This is a genomic window from Azonexus sp. IMCC34842 (assembly GCF_050368855.1).
Lineage (GTDB): Bacteria > Pseudomonadota > Gammaproteobacteria > Burkholderiales > Rhodocyclaceae > Azonexus > Azonexus denitrificans_A.
The window spans coordinates 2,909,416-2,927,746 of the sequence record NZ_CP178449.1; the positions used below are offsets into that span (position 1 = coordinate 2,909,416).

The 18,331-nt window shown below is 60.7% G+C and carries 12 protein-coding genes; 10 read left to right on the forward strand and 2 right to left on the reverse strand.

Translation table 11 applies throughout. The annotated features are described in order from the left end of the window. The first annotated feature begins 30 nt into the window (after positions 1-30). The 10 genes from ACLIKD_RS13765 to ACLIKD_RS13810 all read left to right on the forward strand — a co-directional run bounded on the left by ACLIKD_RS13765 (position 31) and on the right by ACLIKD_RS13810 (position 14,829). A complete protein-coding gene (locus tag ACLIKD_RS13765; RefSeq protein WP_428825521.1) occupies positions 31-2,169 on the forward strand; it encodes a hydantoinase/oxoprolinase family protein in 2,139 nt (712 codons plus the stop codon). Between the two features lie 21 nt (positions 2,170-2,190). Then, positions 2,191-4,263 (forward strand): hydantoinase B/oxoprolinase family protein, encoded by a 2,073-nt coding sequence (locus ACLIKD_RS13770; RefSeq protein WP_428825522.1) that lies wholly within the window; start codon positions 2,191-2,193, stop codon positions 4,261-4,263. 11 nt (positions 4,264-4,274) lie between these two features. Next, positions 4,275-5,903, forward strand: a complete 1,629-nt coding sequence (locus ACLIKD_RS13775; protein ID WP_428825523.1) for an AMP-binding protein — start codon at positions 4,275-4,277, stop codon at positions 5,901-5,903. Next, on the forward strand, positions 5,903-6,388 hold the full coding sequence (locus ACLIKD_RS13780) for a Zn-ribbon domain-containing OB-fold protein (RefSeq protein ID WP_226416813.1): 486 nt from the start codon (positions 5,903-5,905) through the stop codon (positions 6,386-6,388). The genes ACLIKD_RS13775 and ACLIKD_RS13780 overlap by 1 nt, the downstream gene beginning before the upstream one ends. After that, positions 6,376-7,521: a thiolase family protein gene (locus ACLIKD_RS13785; protein ID WP_413463917.1), complete on the forward strand. Its 1,146-nt coding sequence runs from the start codon at positions 6,376-6,378 to the stop codon at positions 7,519-7,521. The genes ACLIKD_RS13780 and ACLIKD_RS13785 overlap by 13 nt, the downstream gene beginning before the upstream one ends. A gap of 21 nt (positions 7,522-7,542) precedes the next feature. Beyond that, a complete protein-coding gene (locus tag ACLIKD_RS13790) occupies positions 7,543-8,001 on the forward strand; it encodes a hotdog fold thioesterase (RefSeq protein WP_226416815.1) in 459 nt (152 codons plus the stop codon). A 252-nt stretch (positions 8,002-8,253) separates the two neighbouring features. After that, a complete protein-coding gene (locus ACLIKD_RS13795; RefSeq protein WP_428828348.1) occupies positions 8,254-9,960 on the forward strand; it encodes a DUF1302 domain-containing protein in 1,707 nt (568 codons plus the stop codon). Positions 9,961-9,983: 23 nt separating this feature from the next. Further along, complete coding sequence (locus ACLIKD_RS13800; RefSeq protein ID WP_226471414.1) at positions 9,984-11,348, forward strand: DUF1329 domain-containing protein; 1,365 nt, start codon at positions 9,984-9,986, stop codon at positions 11,346-11,348. Between the two features lie 80 nt (positions 11,349-11,428). Beyond that, entirely contained in the window at positions 11,429-12,445 is a 1,017-nt protein-coding gene (locus tag ACLIKD_RS13805; protein WP_428825524.1) for a WD40/YVTN/BNR-like repeat-containing protein, read from the forward strand. Positions 12,446-12,450: 5 nt separating this feature from the next. Then, the gene (locus tag ACLIKD_RS13810) at positions 12,451-14,829 is read left to right on the forward strand and encodes an efflux RND transporter permease subunit (RefSeq protein WP_428825525.1); all 2,379 of its coding nucleotides are present in this window, start codon (positions 12,451-12,453) and stop codon (positions 14,827-14,829) included. 192 nt (positions 14,830-15,021) lie between these two features. Here ACLIKD_RS13810 and ACLIKD_RS13815 read toward each other — a convergent pair whose 3' ends face one another. Together ACLIKD_RS13815 and ACLIKD_RS13820 are read right to left on the reverse strand one after the other, a co-directional pair. Further along, positions 15,022-16,335, reverse strand: coding sequence for a DUF1329 domain-containing protein (locus ACLIKD_RS13815; protein ID WP_428825526.1), 1,314 nt, complete (start codon positions 16,333-16,335; stop codon positions 15,022-15,024). 21 nt (positions 16,336-16,356) lie between these two features. Further along, positions 16,357-18,324, reverse strand: a complete 1,968-nt coding sequence (locus tag ACLIKD_RS13820; protein ID WP_226471418.1) for a DUF1302 domain-containing protein — start codon at positions 18,322-18,324, stop codon at positions 16,357-16,359. Positions 18,325-18,331: the final 7 nt, after the last annotated feature.

Below are 18,331 nucleotides of genomic sequence, written 5' to 3' on the forward strand. Positions count from 1 at the left end.
TTGAGTTGCCAAAATTATAAGGAGCGAGACATGGGATTCAACGTAGGGATCGACATCGGCGGCACCTTCACCGATTTCTGTTCGGTCGGCGACGACGGGCAGATCATTGTTTACAAGACACCGACCACGCATTACGACCTGTCGGTCGGCTTCATGCGCGGCATGCGCGAACTGGCCAAGCGCTCCGAACTGGCCAGCCGGGAGTACCTGTCCCAGGTGCATGCCTTGCGCTATTCGACGACGGTCGGCACCAATGCCCTGATCGAACGCAATGGGCCGAAGCTGGCCCTGATCACCACGGCCGGCTTCGAGGACACCATCTTCATCGGGCGTTCCCGGAGCTGGGCCGACGGCTTGCCGCTCCATGAGGTCAAGGACATGGCCCGGATCACCAAGCCGGCCCCCCTGATCGATCCGGACATGGTGGCCGGGATCAGCGAGCGCATCGATTGCAACGGAAAAATCATCTGCCCGCTCTCCCGCGAGGATGTCCTCGCCAAGCTGCAGGCCCTGGTGGACAAGGGCGCCATGGGCTTCGTCGTCAGCCTGATGTGGTCCTTCGTCAATCCCGAGCACGAGCGCATGATCAAGCAGATCATCGAGGAGGAATACCCCGAGGATTACCTCGGCGCCATGCCGGTGACCCTGTCCAGCGAGATTTCGCCGAAGGCCGGCGAATACACCCGGACCATGACGACGGTGGTCAATGCCTACATTCACGGGCTGATGGCCGACAACCTGAATCGCCTGGGCAACGAGCTGCGCGATGGCGGTTACGAGCGGCCGCTGATCCTGGTGCACAACACCGGCGGGACCAAGAAGGTTTCCCGTACCAAGGCGGTGCTCACCCACAATGCCGGTCCGGTCGCCGGCATGTACGGCTCGGCCGCGGTCGGCGCGCTCTCCGGCTACCCCAACGTGGTCTTCACCGACATGGGCGGCACCTCCTTCGACATCGGCGTCATCGTCAATGGCGAACTGCGCGCCCATGACTTCATCCCGGTGATCGACCGCTGGCGCACCAACATTCCGGCCATCGAGGTCAAGTCGATCGGTGCCGGCGGCGGCTCGATTGCCTGGATCAACGAACTGATGGGCAAGACCGTCGAAGTCGGTCCGCAATCCGCCGGCTCGATGCCCGGCCCGGCCTGCTACGACAAGGGCGGCCAGGAACCCACCGTGACCGATGCCGACCTGGTCCTCGGTTACCTCAATCCGGACAACTATCTGGCCGGCGAGATGTATCTCGATGTCGAGCTGTCCCGCGAAGTCATCGCCGAAAAGATCGCCAAGCCCCTCGGTATCAGCGTCATCGAAGCGGCCTACCGGATCCGCCGGCTGGTCGATGCGCGCATGGGCCAGGAAGTCTTCAACGAAGTGGCGCTCAAAGGGCACGACCCCCGCAAGTTCGCCGTCTTCGCCTGCGGCGGCGCCGGCGCCACCCATGCCTGCGGTTTTGCCCCCTACATCGGCGCCCGTACCGTCGTCGTCCCCGCCGTCGCCTCGGTCTTCGGCGCTTTCGGGGCGTCGACGATGGAGATCCGCCAGGTCTGGGATGTCTCGCGCTCGCTCAAGCTCTTCCACTGGGACAAACAGTCCTATCTGAAAGATCTGGAATCGTTCAACCGGGTCGTCCAGGACTTGAAGAGCCTGGCAATCCGCGACCTGAAGCTGGAAGGTTTTGGCGAAGAGCAGATGGATTTCCACCTCGAACTGGATATGCGCTATGGCAGCCAGTACAACCTGACCAAGATTCCGGTGCCCCGTCTGTTGCTGCACAGCGAGGACGACGCGCGGGAACTATGCGAAGCCTTCACGCAGCGTTATTCGGAAATCTACTCCCCGGAGGCAGCTTTCCCGGTAGGCGGCATCAACGTCGAGGGTTTTTATCTGACCGCTTCGGTAAACCAGGAAAAAGCCGCCTTCAAGCAAAGCGTCGGAACCGGGGCATCCCCCTCCGCCGCCGCCCTCGGCACCCGCCCGGCCTGCTTCGACCCGGCCCAGGGCCTGGTCGATACGCCGGTCTATGACTGGCGTCTGCTGCAACCGGAAAACACCATCCACGGACCGGCGCTCATCGATGCCCCGGAAACCACCTATGTCATCGACCGCGGCTGGACCTACACCATGGATGCCTGGCGCAACGGCGTCCTGCAGCAGAACCGCTGATTCCCGACTGGAGAAAAGACAATGAATGCACCTGCTACTTTCCGCTATGGACGCGATTTCGAAGTCGTCCAGCGCTTGCGCCCGGAACCGATGAGCGACCGGGAACGGGACGCCCAAGCCTTGATCGAGGGGCTGGAGTTTGAAATTTTCCAGCACAAAGCCAGCATGATCGCGCTGGAAGGCAAGGAAACCACCATGCGCCTCGGCGCCTCGACCGCCATGCGCTGGGGTGACGTGGCGTTCGGTATTTACACGGCGCGCGGCGATCTGGCCATCTGCGCCACCGGCATCTACCACCACGCCGTACTCTCGCAAATTCCCGTCAAGTACATCGTCAAACACTGGCGCGACGACCCATCGGTCGGCCTGAATGACGGCGACTCCTTCTTCTTTAACGACCCCTTCTACGGCGGGGTGCACAACGCCGACATGGGCCTCGCCGTCCCGGTGTTCGCGGACGGCGAACTGGTCTGCTTTATCGGCGCCGCGGTCCATACCGGCGAATGCGGCGGATCGGAACCCGGCGGCATGGTCAATGGGGCGCACTCCCGCTATGACGAAGGTCTGTTGGTCCCGCCGATCAAGATCGGCGAGAACTTTGTCCTGAAAGAAGATCTGCTGGCCATGCTGTCGAACATGACCCGCGACCCACGGACCATGATGCTCGACATCAAGGCGCGTCTCGCCGCCTGTCGCATCGCCGAGCGCCGGGTCAAGGAAATCATTGTCGAGAAGGGGGCCGATTTCTACGTTGGCGCACTACGCCGGGTTCTGCAGGTGACCGGCGAAGCAGCCCGCAAGAAGGTTTCGCTGATCAACGACGGGGTCTATCGCCAACCGCGCTTCATGGACACCACCGGCCCCGAGGATGCGCTGCTGAAAATCAATCTGACGGTGATCAAGAAGGGCGACAAGATCAAGCTCTGTTTCGAGGGCTCCTCGCCGGCCATTCCCGACCGGCCGGTGAACAGCTACTTCCAGGGCATCATCGGTCTCGCCATGGTCTATTTCTGCGGCTGGTTCTTCCATGACCTGCCGGCCAACAACGGCTTGCTGGAAGCGATCGAATGGGAATTCCCGGAAGATACTTTCGTCAACGCCAAGGGCGACATGCCGGTGTCTTACGCGCCGGCGACCCAGGTAGCCTTCACCCAGGGCATGTTCATGTGCGGCGCCCGCATGATGTACGCCATCGATCCGCTGCGGGCGGTCGGCTGCTGGTACTCGGGGTTCGCGGTAACGCCCTTCGGCGGCTTCAACCAATGGGGCGAGCCGATTGCCGACATCACGCCGGAAATCAATGCGACCGGCGCCGGCGCCCGGCCGGACATGGATGGCGTCGATTCGGCCGGCGCTTTCTTTGCGACCATGAGCGACTGCGGCGACATCGAGTCGATGGAAGCCGACCGTCCCTTCGTTTATCTGTTTCGCAATTTCTTCAATACCTCCTACGGCCACGGCAAGTTCCGCGGCGGTTCCGGCGTCGGCTATGGCGTAATGGTGCATGGCGTGCCCTGGGTCGCCATCGGCGGCATGGGTTTCGGCACGCGCTTCCCGGCAACGCTTGGCATCTTTGGCGGCCGGGCATCGCCCCCCGTGTTCGTCCAGTCCGTCCATGGCAGCAACATGAAAACCCTGCTGGCCGAAGGCAACTCGGATATGCCGCGCAATATGGGCGAGCTTTACGAGAATGCCACGGTGGAAACCGGGGACCGAACACTGGGCCACGTCAGTTCGCCACCGAAGGCCTTCGCCGAGGGCGACACGCTTTACGTCCCTGTCCTCGGCGGGGCCGGCTATGGCGATGTCCTCGAGCGCGAGCCGGCCAGAGTGGCGGCAGACCTCAAGCGCAATCTGGTTACCCCCTGGGCGGCGGCGAATATCTACAAAGTGGCCTTCGACAAGGAGACCCTGCGTATCGACCAGGCCGACACCGAAGCCCTGCGGCTGGCGACCCGGGAGGAGCGCAAGCGGGCCGGCAAGCCCTACGCCGAATTCATCAAGACCTGGTCCGAGTTGCGGCCGAAGCCGGAAGTGCTGCGCTACTACGGCGCCTATCCGGACCCCGCCGCCAAGCTCGGCAAGGCTGCCTGAGGAGAACGGAGATGGGGCAAATAAAGCTGTTCTCGCCAGCGGAACGTACGATCCATCATCTACTGGAGCGGCGGGCCGAACTGCAGAAGGAGGCCACCTTCTTCTGGTTCAAGGATGAGGCATTCAGCTATGCACGGCTGAATCGCATGGCGTCCTGCGTCAGCAAGGGGCTGCAGGATATGGGCGTGGCCAAGGGCGACCGGGTCGCCGTGATGCTCGGCAACCGGCCGGAGTTTCTGGCCGTGTGGTTCGGTCTGGCCAAGCTCGGCGCTATTGAGGTGGCGCTGAATACCGCGCATCGCGGCTATCTGTTGTCCTACCAGCTGAACCAGGCGCAGTGCAGCGTGCTGATTGTCGATAAGTCTTTCCTGCCCTGCATCGAAGGCATCGGCAAGGATCTCGACAGCTTGCGGCATGTCGTCGTTCTTGACCTGGACGAGGCCTTGCCCGAACTTCCCGGAATCGAGGTGCAGCGTTACGCCGACCTGGTGGCCCGGGGTGAAGACTATCGGCCGGCATCCGTCCATTGGAACGATCCGCTCGGCATCATGTTCACTTCGGGAACAACCGGGCCGTCCAAGGGCGCGGTACTTCCCCAGAACTACGCCATCCATACGGCGGAGATAATTTCGGAAATCGCCGGTTACGGGCCGGACGACTGCCTGTACAACGCATTGCCGCTGTTTCACGGCAATGCCAAGTTGCTGTCGACCATGCCCGCCTTGTATTCCGGCGCCACCATGGTGCTGGCCGAGCGCTTTTCGGCCAGCCAGTTCTGGGACGATATCGCCCGCTACCGGTGCACCGAATTCAACTATATCGGCAGCATTCTTTCGATCCTGCTCAAGGCCGATCCGCAACCGGACGACCGCGAAAACTCCTTGCGGGTGTTGCTCGGCGCGGGTGCGACGCCCGGGGTGTATGAAGCATTCGAGGCGCGCTTCGGGGTTTCGCTGATCGAAGGCTACGGCATGAGCGAAATCGGTCTGCCGCTGATGAGCCGCCCGGGAGCCTGCAAACCCGGCACCTGTGGCAAGCCCCACCCGGATTACGAGGTGATGGTGGTCGATGACGAGGGGCAGGAGGTAGCCGAGGGCGTGCCGGGCGAATTGCTGGTGAGGCCGAAAAAACCCTGGACAACCCTCCTTGAGTATTACCGGATGCCGGAGAAGACCGTCGAAGCGTGGCAAGGTCTCTGGTTCCATACCGGCGACTATTTGCTGCAGGACGACGAAGGCTTCTATCACTTCGTCGACCGCAAGAAAGATGCGATTCGCCGCCGCGGCGAGAATATCAGCTCCTATGAAGTCGAGACCATGGTGACCAGCCATCCGCTGGTCCTCGAAGCCGCCGCCACGCCGGTCAAGTCTGAACTCGGTGAAGACGAGGTGATGATCACGGTGGTTTTGCGCGAAGGTGCGCGTTTGTCGGCGGAAGAGCTGATCGCTCACTGCGAACAGGTGATGGCGAAATTCATGGTGCCGCGCTATGTCCGTTTCGTTGCCGGCCTGCCCAGAACGCCGACCGAGAAAGTCCAGAAGTACGTCATTCGCGACCAAGGCGTTACCGCCGATACCTGGGATCGGGAAAAGGATGCCGGGCGCGGCACGCTGGTCGCCAGACAGGGAGCACCCGTCTGATGATCGACAAAACCATGCCATCAGCCCACCGGTTGATTGATCAGCCGCCCCCAATGGTTGTTCCCGATCTGTTTCAGGCCCTCGATGGCGATGCCGGACGGCATGGCCTGGTCGGCGGCTATTGCCCCAGTTGTGACCGGCATTTCTTCCCCACCGCCGGGCAATGTCCGGGCTGCTACGGAAAGCTGCAACGACAGGTCTTCGGGGAACGCGGCCGCCTCTACAGCTTCACCGTGGTGCGCACCAGGGCGCCGTTTGCTCTGCCCGAACCCTATGCGGTCGGCTATGTCGATCTGCAGGACGTGCCGCTGCGCGTCTTCGCCCTGCTCGACCCGGCGGCTATTCCTTATCTGCGGGTCGGCGCCAGCCTGACTCTCAAGTCCATGCTGCTCGGCGAGAATGCTTTGGCGACGCCCTGTCTGCGGCCGGTGTTCTGCCTGAGCCAGGAAGACGCTGGCAGCACGGAGGCCTCATGCGCGGAGTAATGATCGCCGGGACCGGCAACATCCCCTTTGGCAAGCATCTTGACCAATCCGTGGTGTCGATGGGCAGCCAAGCGGGACTGCGGGCCTTGAGGGATGCCGGGCTGCAAGCGCGGGACATCCAGATGGGCGTTTTTTCGAATGCCTTGGCCGGCAAACTTTTCGGCGACCTGACTATCGGCCAGAACGTCTATGCCGATCTCGGCATGACCGGCATCCCGGTGATCAATGTCGAGAACGCCTGTACCTCGGGCTCCACCGCCTTCTATCTGGCCTGCATGGCAATCCGCGCCGGCGAGGTGGATTGCGCGATGGTCATTGGCTCGGAAAAAATGTGCGTCCCGCAGATCGGCCTTCTTAGTTCGGGAAACAGCGAGATCGATACGCTACTCGGCCTGGTAACGCCGGCCAGTTTCGCCCTGCGGGCACGGCGCCACATGACCGAGTTTGGCACGACGCTTGAGCAGATGGCGATGGTGTCGGTCAAAAGCCGCCTGCATTCGGCGTTGAATCCGATTGCTCAGTTCAACAAGTCGGTCACCATCGAGGAGGTCTTGGCCTCGCCGCTGATTGCCGACCCGCTGACGCGGCTCCAGTCGTGTCCGATGGCCGACGGCGCATCGGCCATCGTCCTGTGCTCCGAAGCGCTGGGGCGACGGATCGATGCGCGCGTCAGGGTTCGGGCATCGGTCTTGCGCACCGGCGGCTATGCCAACCCGCAGGATCTGGCCCGTTGGCATACCGACTACGAAGGCGCCCGGGCGGCCTACGAGCAGGCCGGGATCGGCCCCGACGATCTCGATGTCGTCGAATGCCACGACGCTTTCTCGATTGCCGAGATCATGCATTACGAAGCCCTCGGTCTATGTCTGCCGGGAGAAGGCGGGCGGTTTGTCCAGTCAGGCGCGGCGGCCCTGGGCGGCGCCCATCCAGTCAACGTTTCCGGCGGTTTGTTATCGCGCGGTCATCCGGTCGGCGCTACCGGTATCGAGCAGATTGTTGAACTGAGCCTGCAGTTGCGGGGACGGGCGGGAAAACGCCAGGTGAGCGGGGCAAGAACAGGACTCGCTCATTGCATGGGCGGTGACAAAGCTGCCGATACCAAATCCATGACCGCCATCGTGTTGTCGGTCTGACTCTGTACAGGAAAAAAAGGCATGACACAGCAATGCAAACACCCGGACCCCGACGAACTGGCCAGAAATGTCGGCCGGTTCATGTCCTCCCTCGACAAGGTGGGAAACCGCCTGGGCATGCGGCTGGATGAAATCCGGCCAGGCTATTCGCGGATCACCATGCAGATTACGGCGGAGATGATCAACGGCCACAACATCTGTCATGGCGGCTTCACTTCTGCCCTGGCCGACACCGCCTGTGCCTATGCCTGCAATTCACACAATCAGAACGCCCTGTCTCAGGCCCTGAACATTGTTTTCCTGACCCCTGGCGCGCTGGGCGAAACCCTCGTGGCAGAAGCGCGGGAAAGCGCCCGGGTCGGCCGGACGGCGACCTACGAGATCACCGTTAGCGCCGCTGACGGCCGGATGGTGGCTGTCGCCCAGGCGCAGTGCCGCGCGGTAAAGGGCCAGATGATTGCCGACCCATTGTCGCCATGAATCTGTCGGCACAAGTCGGTTGAAAATTTTTTAACCTGAAAAAGAACGAACGTTCGATAAGTAGGCAACAACAAGAACCAGGCAGTCCGCAGTAATGCATCGGCAGTTGAGCAGGAGGTCTTGTAGCAACGCAGCAGAGGGCGAAGTACAGCATCAAATCGGCAGGAGGCATTCAAAAATTTTCTGGAGGAGTTCGTGATGCAGTATTCGAAAAAAAATTACCATCGGCACGCGCGGTCAACCATCCCATGGATGGCGGGCGCCCTGTTTTCGGCCCATGCCCTTGGGTTTCAGACAGAGCTGGAGGATGGAACAAAAATAATTTCCACCACCAACATTTCCTACGGCTCGCAATGGCGGGCGGCAAGTCCGATGAAGGAGCTCATCGGTCCGGCCTACGGCGGGGTTTCCGGCTCCTCGGCCAATGACGACGGAAACCTGAACTACAAGAAAGGCGACCAGGTTTCGTCGGTGGTCAAGCTGGTCTCCGACCTCGAAGTGAAAAAGGACAACTACGGGGCGCTGGTCCGGGCCAAGGCCTGGTACGACATGAACTGGGAAAACCATACCGTCCCTCATGGCAGTTCGGTCAATCAATATGGCGGGGGGGCGCTGAGCGACCAGGGCTTCGTCAATGAAGCGCAGTTCTCCGGGGTATCGCTGCTCGATGCCTACGCCTACGGCAACTTCCGCCTGAACAATTCGGACTTGACGCTACGGGTCGGCAAGCAAGTCCTCAACTGGGGCGAGTCCACTTTCTTTCAGGGTCTGAACCAGACGAGTCCCCTCGACATACCGGCCCTCCGCCGTCCGGGAGCCCAGGTCAAGGAAGGTCTGATCCCCGTCGAAACAGCCTACTTCAGCTGGGCTCCACGGGATCAACCGCTGTCCATCGAAGGCTTCTATGAATGGAAATTCCGTCCGTTCGTGGTCGATGGTTGCGGCACCTTCTTCTCGACCTCCGACATCGGCGTCGATAACAGTTGTGGCGCCAGCGCCAACCTTGGTCCGGCTATCGCCTTCCCGGACGGGTCTGTCGGCTACATGCAGCGCGGCAGCAACCGTAAGGCCAAGGATTCCGGGCAGTACGGCTTCGCAACCCACTACAACATCGAATCGGTCGATACCCAGGTGGGCCTGTATGCGATGAATCTTCATTCCGGCATTCCGATTTTTTCGTCCTACACATCCAGCCCGACTCACGGCATGGCTCAATTGCAGTACCTGAAGTACATGTTCGAATATCCGGAAGATGTTCGGCGCTATGGCGCGACCATCGCGACCAACATTCCAGGCGGCTGGTCCTTGGGGATGGAGTTGAGCCACACCCCCAACCAGCCGGTCCAGGTCAGCGCGGTGGATATGTTCTACGCCGCGGTCGGTAGTGGCCTCGGTCCCTTGGGCAGCAAGTATGCCGGGGCGGCCGATGGCACCTACATGCGCGGCTATGACCGGGTGGCTCAGACGCAGTTTCTGGTCAATACCTTGAAGCTGCTTTCACCGATGTGGGGGGCAACGGGCGGCATGTTCATTGCCGAATTCGCCTATCAGCACGCCAGCATCGACGATCCCGACCAGCCCGGCGCCACGCGCTACGGCCGTTCTTTCAACTACGGCGCCAATCTTGCCCCGATCTGTCCGTCGACCGTTCCGGGGCAATGCAGCAACGACGGTTATGCAACGAAAAACGCCTATGGCTATCGCCTCTACGGCCAACTCAACTACACAACCGACATCGGCGTTTCGGTCAAACCCGGGATCTATTTTGCGCACGATTTGAAAGGCTGGTCAGTCGATGGCCAACTCAACGAGAAGCGCCGGATGCTCGGTCTTTCGCTGCGCTTCGAGCGGGCGGCCTATTGGGCCGAAGCCTCTTATGTCGGCTACAACAGGAGTGCAACATATGACGATGGCCGGGACCGCGCTTTCTACGGCTTCAGCCTCGGCTACACGTTCTGATACCAACCAGAGGAGGAATGAATATGAAAAATCATACGAAGCGGTTAAGTCGTTCCATCATCGTTGCATCGTTGCTGATATTGGGAACCGCGCACGCCAAGATGACCCCGGACGAGATTGCCCGTTTGAGCAAGGATCTCACGCCGGTCGGCGCCGAAAAGGCGGGCAATGCAGATGGCAGCATTCCCGCCTGGAACGGCGGTCTAACCACGCCACCGGCCGGCTTCGATGCCGGGAAGGGATACATCGATCCGTTTGCTGCCGAAAAACCGGTCGTCACGATTACCGCGGCAAATGCGGACCAGCACAAGGACAAGCTGACCGAAGGGCATTACGCGATGCTCAAGAAGTATGCAAGCTTCAAGATGAACGTCTATCCGACGCACCGCACGGCGGCTTACCCGCCGGACATCTACGATGCAATCAAAAAAGGCGGCAACGCGGCCGAACTGAGCGACGAGGAAATCACCTGCTCGGGATGCGGCGTGATTCCTTTCCCGACGCCGAAAACCGGTCGGCAGGTCATGTGGAATCATCTGTATCGCTATCGTGGCGGCGGCGTCGAGCGGGATCTGGTAACGGCTCCGGTGCTCGCCGACGGGAACATCCTCTATTACAACAAGCCACATATGATCTGGGCCCAGCCGACCGATTTTATTGACAAGGAAAATGTCCCGGCCGGTCTGGTCAGCTCGTTCATCTTCTTTCAGACCGCCCCGGCCCAGGTGGAAGGTCGTGCCGGAGTGGCCAAGAGCTACTCGAATCCACTGGCGCGCCCGCTCGATTTCTACTTCTACAACGCCGGCTTGCGCCGGGTCAGAAAGATGCCGGAAACGCCCAATGACTACTTTGACGATGCGCTGGAGGGCTTGCGGACGGCGGACCAGTTCGACGGATTCTTTGGCTCGCTGGTGTCCTACAACTTCAAGCTGGTCGGCAAGAAGGAAATCATCGTTCCCTACAACAGCTACAAGCTGGCCGATCGCAGCCTGAAGTACAAGCAGATATTGACCAAGAACCATCCCAATCCCGACTACCTGCGTTTCGAGAAGCACCGGGTCTGGGTCGTCGAGGGCAGCCTGCGGGACAACCAGCGCCATATCTACTCGAAGCGGACCTGGTATGTCGATGAAGACAGCTGGACCGTGCTGCATGACGATGCCTACGATTCGCGCGGCCAACTGTGGCGGGTGAATGACGTCTACACCATGCAGTATTACAACGCCATTGTTCCCTACATCCAGTCCTGGGCAATTGCCGACTTGAACAGCGGCGCTTACATCGCAGAGTGGATGGACAACGAGGAAAAGCGCCCGATCAAGTTTGGCGTCAAGAGCCGCTGGGCCGATCACAGCGCCGAAGCCTTGAAGCGCATGGGAACGAAGTAGCAAAAGACTATTTATCCCTGTCCGGGGGCGAAGTCATGGTCGCCCCCGTTGTATCCATCACCCCGATTCGGAAACGTCAAATGCACCATTACGCCGGAAACTCAGGCTGTCGAATTTCATTTGGAATTCGCCGGACTGTTCTGCTCCTGTCATCGCTGGCCCTGCTTGCCCAGCCGCTGCTGGCTGCTGCCGCCGAGCCAGCTGCGGCGCAGGCACTGCTCGCCCTGAAAGCCAAAGCGGGCATCAACAAGGTGGCGATCCTCGATGCTGTGCGTTCCGGCAAACGGATCGTCGCGGTGGGCGAACGCAGTCTGATTTTTGTTTCTGACGACGAGGGGAAAACCTGGTCAGCGCGACCGACCGCAAGCGAAAAATCATTGACCTCGGTGATCGTGCAGCGAGCAGGCGTGCTGATTGCGGCAGGCCACAGCGGGGTGATCCTTCGTTCCATCGATGGCGGCGACAATTGGACGCGGTCGCCCGTGCCCGTTGGCCAGAAGGAAGCGCTGCTCGGCATGCTGGCGCTGTCGGATGGCCGAACATTGGCTTTTGGCGGCTACTCCAGTCTGCTCGAATCCGGCGACGGGGGGAACGCATGGGAGCAACGCAGCATCCTCGATGCGGAGATGGACAAGCATTTCTACGGGATAGCCGCGAGCGATCAATCTCTGGTTCTGGTCGGCGAGGCGGGATTGATTTCCCTCTCCAGCGACTTGGGAAAGACCTGGAAGATCGTCCCGTCGCCCTATCACGGCTCGCTTTTCGGCGTGGCGGCGCTGCCGAATGGCGTGTTCATCGCCTACGGCATGCGCGGAAAGATTCTCGGCTCTTTCGATCAGGGGCAGAACTGGCGCGAACTGGAGTCCGGCACCAAGTCGCCGTTTTTTTCCGGAACCTTGTTGCGGGATGGACGACTGCTGCTCGGCGGCAAGGATGGCGTTCTGGCCATGATCACCGCCGATGGCCAGGCCGTTGAGACAAGGCATACCCGGGATCGCCGTAGCGTATCGCGCATAGTCGAAAGCCAAAAAGACGAATTGCTCCTGTTCGGGGATGTCGGCATTCGGCGCGTGCAGTGGAAGGATCTGGAAAAGTGACGAGAATGGACAAACTAAAACCAAGCATCGATACGGTGGCATTTCGCCGGACGAATTTTCAGGCCGGCCTGATCGGCACAGTGGCTTTCTGGATCTTCAGCAAGCGCTTTCCCCTCTTGCTCATCGGCATCCTGACCACGCTGGTGCTCGGCATCTCGGCTAGCCGCCTGGGATTGAAGGCCGAGTTCAACAAGATGATTCCGCTCGGCCATGAATACACCCAGACCTTCACGCAGTACCAGAAGGAGCTGGGCGGCGGAAACCGGGTATTGATCGCCGTCAGCAACAAGCACGGAGACATCTTTTCCAAGGAATTCCTGGCCAAGCTACGGTCCGTACATGAGGGGGTGTTTTATCTGCCCGGTGTAGAACGGGCTTCGGTCACTTCCATCTTCTCGCCCAAGGTCGTTCATTATCAGGTCGTCGAAAACGGCTTCGAAGGCGGGCCGCTGATCGCGCCGGATTATGACGGGGCTCCCCTGGCGGTCGAGAAGGTCAAGGAAAACACAACGAAGTCCAACTGGGTTGGACGGATCGTCTCCAACGATTTCAAGTCGGCGATGATTTCGGCCGAGCTCATGGAAACCGACCCGGAAACCGGGGAAAGCCTTAACATCCATCACTTCGGAAATAAGCTCGAAGAGCTCCGGGCCAAACTGGAGGGCGACGATGTCGCCATCCATATCATCGGTTTTTCCAAGGCGACCAGCGATATCGTCAATGGCACCGGCAGTATCGTCATCTTTTTCGCCCTGACCTTCCTGGTCACGGCCCTGTTGCTCTACTGGTACTCCAGCTCCGCCATGTTGACCGCCTGGGCGCTGGTCGCCGCGATGATTCCCGTGGTCTGGCTACTCGGCATCATGCCGCTGGTCGGATTGACCCTCGACCCGCTGTCGATTCTGCTGCCCTTCCTGATTTTCGCCATCGGGGTGTCGCACGCGGTACAGATGACGAGCGCCTGGAAGCAGGAAGTCATGACGGGCGCCGATGGCCAGACCGCCTCGACCAATTGCTTCATCAAGTTGTTCATTCCGGGCAGCGTTGCTTTGCTGGCCAATGCGCTGGGCTTCATGGCCATTGCCTTTGTCCCGGTCAAGATTGTCCAGGATCTGGTCTTCACCGCCACCATCGGCGTGTCGATCATGATCGCCACCAACAAGATGCTGCTGCCCATCCTGTTGTCGTACATGAAGGCCGGTCGCAGCTGGGGAACAAGCCATGCCGGCCACGAGGCCGGGGCAGACCGCCTGTGGCGGGCGATGAGCTGCGTCGTCGAGCGCAAATGGGCGACGGTGGCCATTCTCTGCGGCCTCGGCTTGCTGCTGGGCGCCGCCCTGGTCGCCCGCGACCTGAAGGTCGGCGATTTGGGCAAGGGTATTCCCGAACTGCGCCCCGAGGCGCGCTATAACCAGGATGCCGAGTTCATTACCGCGAACTTCTCCCTCGGTGTCGATGTGTTGGGGGTCATCGTTGAACCACGGAACATGCGCGAGCCGTGTCTGGAATACTCGATGGTCGATCATCTTGACCGTTTCGAGTTCGCCATGCGCCAGGTGGCCGGGGTCGAGTCGGTGCGCGGGCTGGGCGGCGCGGTGCGAACCCTGAATGTGATCAACAACGAAGAAAACATTAAATGGGATGGCATTCCGGAAACCCGTGCCCAGCTTGGCCAGTACATGACCGATGCCAACGCCAAGGACAAGGATCTTGCCCTGTTCGGTTGCCACACCGCCCAGGTCCTGCTTTACCTGAAGGATCATCAGGCCACCACGCTGACGCATGTGGTGGATGAGATCAAGCGTTACCGGGAGAACTTCACCGACGACAGTATCCGTTTCCGTCTGGCAACCGGTAGCGCAGGGATCATGGCGGCGACCAACGAAGTGGTGGCGGATGCCGACTTGTGGGTCAATCTGGCCTTGTTTGGTTCGGTCAGCCTGTTGTGCCTCCTGACCTTCCGCTCAATTCGAATCACGGTGTGCATCGTCCTGCCGCTGGCGATCGTCACCGTCTTCTGCAATGCCATCATGGCCTGGCTGGATATCGGATTGAAGGTAAATACGCTGCCGGTGGTCGCGCTGGGCGTCGGGGTCGGCGTCGATTACGGCATTTACCTTTTCGAGCGGATCAAGCATGCGGTGGACGACGAGGGAAAAAGTTTGCAGGCAGCGCTTCTCGATGCCCTGAAACAACGGGGAACCGCCTCGGTATTCACGGCCTTGACCATGGCTGTTGGCGTTGGCACCTGGGTCTTCTCCGACCTGAAGTTCCAGGCGGACATGGGATTGCTGCTCGCCTTCATGTTTGTCGTCAATCTCCTGGCGGCAATCGTGCTCTCGCCCGCGCTGGCCGGGTTTCTTTGGCGCAACGGGAAGTCTTGATGAATCGTCGGCGCGCCGGACAGATCGCCACCCGGTGGTGGTGCCGGTGACGTGCTGAGCCGCCTCGCGGATCGATCGAGCCGTCTTTGGTGAACAAAAAAAGGGGGGCTTGCGCCCCCCGAAGGAGAGAGACCGAGACATACGGGGTCCCTCAACCGCAGTCACCCGAGGTGGGTGGGAGATGGTCGGGACTCAGTCGCCGCCGCGCAGGTTTTGCACCTGGAAGAGTCCGGGCGGGTTCTTCTTGGGATCGACCTGTCCCTTGAACTGGCCGGTGGTGCAGTGTTTCGATTGCAGGTCGACCATCGAGAAGGCGTCGTCGATACCGATACCGGCCCCCTTGTTGACCGGCAGATGGCGGTCGGCGTGCGACTTGCCGACCATGAAGACCTTCCACAGCTCGCCCTTGCGATCGTAGATTTCGTTGGCGCCGTTCAGGTTGCCGAGTTGCACGTCCATGTAGAAGACCCGCTTACTGACCGGATGGTTGGCATTGACCGGGGCCGCCTCGAGCACGTAAACCTTGCGCAACTGCCAGGTTCCTTCGTGGAAGCAACCGCCCTGACCGCCAAAGGCGACATATTTGTAGCCGTCGGCTTCGGCCGGCATGTCGCTCGCCAGCTTCAGTTCATCATGGTTCCACATCGGCAGCAGCACGTTCCGGGTGCCCTTGTAGGTCCACTTCATGTCGGAAACGCGGCCGTTGTAGCCTTCGAAGTCTTCGATCATCAGATCGGAACCGAGGAAGGAGTCGGTCGCCTGGCCTTGTGCCAGGCGGCGGACGCGGCGCTGGAAGCCGAGATAGAGATAGGCATCGTCGAGCTTGTTGTCGTCCTCGAAGCGCTGGATCAGCAACTGGGTATTCTTCAGGTCGGCCGGCTCGTGCGCCTTGGTATAGATGGCGCGGAAGATGCCCGACGGATTCGGGGTGATTTCCGGTACCGGCGCATCCTTGGTCCGGTGCATGAAGTTCAGGAAGTGAAAGTCCCACTTGATGGTCTTTTCCACCTGGCCGCTCTGCATGTTGCGGTACTTCCAGTAGAACGGGGAAATGATCGCCCCGTCGCCCCAGTTCACCCCGTACTTGTAGTTCCAGGCCAGCTTGTCGCCGGCGTGCGGGTCCTTGACGTCCGGCTCTTCCGGGAAGGGACGGCCGGCCACGTAGCCGGTCAGTTCGCCGGTCTTGGCGCCGAGCTTGGCCTTGTTCAGATTGGCCCTGGTCGCGTCGACGTAAGCTTTGTTGATGGTGAATTGGGTCGTCGCGCCGACCTTGAGTTCAAACAGGCCATCCTTGATCAGTTTGTAGACGCCGGCGCCCAGCGCGTCCTTGAACTGATCGACGTTGGCCTTGTTGATCACCGTTCCCGCCGTCAGGCCGGGAAAGCTCGGCATGCCGGCCTTGTACGGGTTGAACGAGTTGTCGACATCCGCTTCGGTGGCGGCCTGCGCCACCCCGGCCATGCCGGCGGCGAGCAGCGGCAGCAATGCAATCAAACGTTTTTTCATTTTCAGTCTCCTCTTTTTGAATCAGAACTTGTAGTTCAGCTTGACGAACAGATCGTTTTCCTTGAACGCCGCGCCAATCGGGCCGGCCCGGAAGCGGGCGAGAGGCTCCATGCCACCCAGGCCCCAGGACTGGCCGACCGCCTGACTACCGTCGTAGCTGGTAAAGGGAGCAAAGGGGTTGCAGGAACGGCAATCGTCGAAACTCCAGCGGTCGCGCCCCTCGGCCACTTTGTAATTGGCGCCGATGGTCAGCTTCAGATCGTTGGTGTAGTTCCACTCCAGTTGCGGCGCCACGGCCGTGGCCACGGCCCGGAAGTCATGGGCGATGATCAGTTGCGGACTGACCGTGCCATTGCGCAGGAAGGCCTTGATCAGCACCGTGCCGATGAAGTTGTCCTTCCAGTCCGGCATGCCGACCGGGCCCAAAGGCGCCTTGTAGTACTCGTGGTCGAAGATGTGCTGGTAGAACAACTGACCGGAGATCAGGGTCGCCGAGGTTTCGCTGATCAGCGGAATGAAGGTCGGACGGTCGACACCGATCACCGCCCGGAACACGTCGTTCTTCGAATACAACTCGCTGCGCGCGGTATTGGCGAATTCCTCGCCCTTGGTATAGGCCCCCTCCATGCGAACCGAGGCACCGACCGCCGGCAGCTGGAAGTCCATCGAACCGCCGATCAGATTGACCCGCGGGAAATACATGTCGAAGGCAATGAGGCCACTGACCGGCGCGACGCCGGGAATGTTGCCGTTGCCTCCGGTAAAGGGATTGACCGCGCCGGCCGCCCCGTTGATCGAGTGCAGCGATGGCAGCTGGGAACGATAGGTCAGGGCATTCAGGGAGAACGACAGCCCGTCCGCCGTCACGCCTTCGAACTTGGCACCAAGCTGGGTATTGGCGAGCGACCAGTCCGGCAGATGGACATCGCGGATACCGATCTGGTGGGCGCCGAAATTGGTGGCCAGCGTGCCGTTGCCGGCGAAGTTGGCGACCGTGCCGCCGTTATCCCAGAGATTGGCCATGCCGCGGAAGAAACAGCCGGCATCGAGGATGCTGTTCGGCGTGCCGCACTGCCCGAGGTTGTTGGCGCGGAACTTGTCGAAGTTCCAGACCAGCTGGAAGTTGCGATCCTGCATGCTTTCGCTGGCCCCCATCCGGTATTCGGCCTGGACCATCCACATCGGAATGCGGATATCGGATAGCTCGTCGTAAATGTTGTTGCGCGAATAATCGACCGGGTTCAGCACATCGAGCACCCGGAACAGGTCGGTACGGCCCCAGACCACCTGCTGCTTGCCGACCTTGAGGAAAAGGTCCTTGCCATCCCCCAGGCTGAAGGTCTTCTTGGCATAAAGCTCGCGGATGAAGTCGAGCCGGTCGTTGAATTCCGGCGCTTCCAGCTCGCTGAGTTTCTGATTGCCGTAACCGCCGAAATCGCGGCAACCGCGGCTATCGGTATCGCAGGGCCGGACCGGCACGGCGAAGGCGACGCCGCCGTTGGTCTGGTGCCAGCGATCGCCGAGCACGCGAAAACCCTCGTTCGGGCTGTTCGGATAGCTGTCCACAAACTTGTTGTTGACCAGACCGAAGGCGCCGGCGACGGCGGTATGGCCGAGGCCACCGCCATAGGGAACGCTGCCGCCCCCGCCGGTGCTTTCCAGCTGGATGGGACCGCCGGCATTCTTGCCGTACTCGTTGCTGTTCATGCGATACACGCCATCCCAGCTGCCGCGCAGGATGCTATGCACCGTCCAGCCGTCGCCGGCCCGCTTGTCCGCTTCCACCTGCAAGGTGTTGCGGAATTTGGCCAGGCCGACGTTTTGCCGGCGCACCGTATGGTTTTCGTAAGTCGTGTCGATCTGCCAGGGTGACGAATCCTCGCCCATCGAAGGCAAGTCGTCAGCCCTGACCGGGCCGGCAAAGCTGGTGCATAGGACGATGCCCAGCACGCTCAGCCGCATTTTTGGGTATTGCTTTGTCTCGCTCATGTTTCCC